Raw genomic sequence first — 1,505 nt, forward strand, 5'->3', positions numbered from 1 at the left:
CCTCCAGCGCCGCCGCCAGCGCCACCACGCCCTACCCCGAGCGCGCCGACTCCAGCTCCGACCCCACGGCCTGCCGACACGGCCTGACGGCCCATGCCGCCGGCAGCTTTGGCGAGACCGACGGTGCCGCCCATTGCCATCATTCCGCCGCCGGCGGAACCGCCGGCCCCGCCGACGAGCTGCAACAGGATTGGCATGGCTAGCACTGGCGAAATGAAGAGCAGGATGGTGATGAAGTCGTTGCCGGTGTCGGCCGGCTGGTCGTTGGCGTACTGGATGCCGATTGCGAACAGCAGTGCGCAGATGGGCTTGAACAGCAGTAGACCGGTCAGCAGTCGCAGTAGTGCCGACCAGATTGCCCGCCCCTGCTCCCCTGCGCTGGCCGCACCGGCAATCGGCAGGAACACCGCCGCCGCGATGAAGAGGAACTGTCGCATGAACAGCTGCATCATTAGGTCGAGGAAGGCGAAAATCGCCATTGCCGAGATGATGAGCAACAGAAGCCGTTCGACGTTCAGCTCAGACTCACCAGTAACGAGCATCGTCTGAATCCGCTCTTTCGCGGTGTTAATGTCGCCGGCCTGCTCGAAAAAGAAGTCGGCCAACGCGTCGGTGGCAGCAATGAGGACCATGAGGACCGGGCCTGCCGCGGCTGCGGCCGCGGCGGCCTTGACCGTCGCACTCGCGGTGGCACTGCCTGTCTGTATTTGCTGGTCTGCGCGAGCTACGGCAATCCGACCTGCGCCGATGACGAGTGAGAACGCCACTGCGTAAACCACTAGATCGGTGGTCATTCCGGTGGCCCAGTCGATAGACGCGGAAATCGCGTCGGGGTCAGACACCGGATCGTTCTGGAAGAAATCCATCAGGTACGCGAAGAGCTGCGCCGCAAGCGTCATGATGAGGTCAATCAGCTTGCCGAGAGTGCTGTCGGCAATGTCCGTCACGACATTCTCGGTCTTGCACGACACGTCGGTTATCGGGCAGTCGCCGCCGAGCAGGCCACCGTCGAAGAATCCACCGCCGCCGTCCTCCGGGTTTGCCCCCGGCTCGTCTGCGGACGGGTCCTCGACCCCGGTTGTTGGCGTTTGCGCCAGAACCGGTGCGGCTCCGACGATCATCGCCAGCGGGGCGAGTCCGACGGAGCCGAGTGCGAGCCGAACGGCCAGACGGCGGTGTCTCACCATTGGGTGAACTCCGCCAAGTCTACGGTCGTTTTCTGCTTCGGATCGTCCTGCTCGTAGCTCTCCGCGAGACTGTCGAACGAGGACGGTGACAGCCGCCAATCCTCGCCTGTCCACTCCACCGATAGGCGGATAGTCACGCCTTCGCCGGGATTGTTGCTCACAGGGCTGAACACGTCCACGACCGCGTACGAATCGGTCATGTCAGCGACCCGGTATGCAGTCGGCCGGTGGTCCGTGTTCCGGCATGGCTCCCCCGGCGCTCGCACCCTGACGGCATCCGATCCAAATGCGGGTGAGGTCGCCACGAGTCGCTGCGCC

General features: G+C 64.4%; 1 protein-coding gene and 1 pseudogene. Both read right to left on the reverse strand.

Features of this window, described 5'->3' with window-relative positions:
- Positions 1–1,187: pseudogene (locus H483_RS39805) on the reverse strand (hypothetical protein); the annotation flags it as partial.
- A partial coding sequence (locus H483_RS40310; RefSeq protein ID WP_238556441.1) for a hypothetical protein occupies positions 1,181–1,505 on the reverse strand: 325 nt, incomplete at its 5' end. The pseudogene H483_RS39805 and the gene H483_RS40310, both read right to left, overlap by 7 nt.

The organism is Dietzia sp. UCD-THP, from assembly GCF_000349585.1.
Classification (GTDB): Bacteria; Actinomycetota; Actinomycetes; order Mycobacteriales; family Mycobacteriaceae; genus Dietzia; species Dietzia natronolimnaea_A.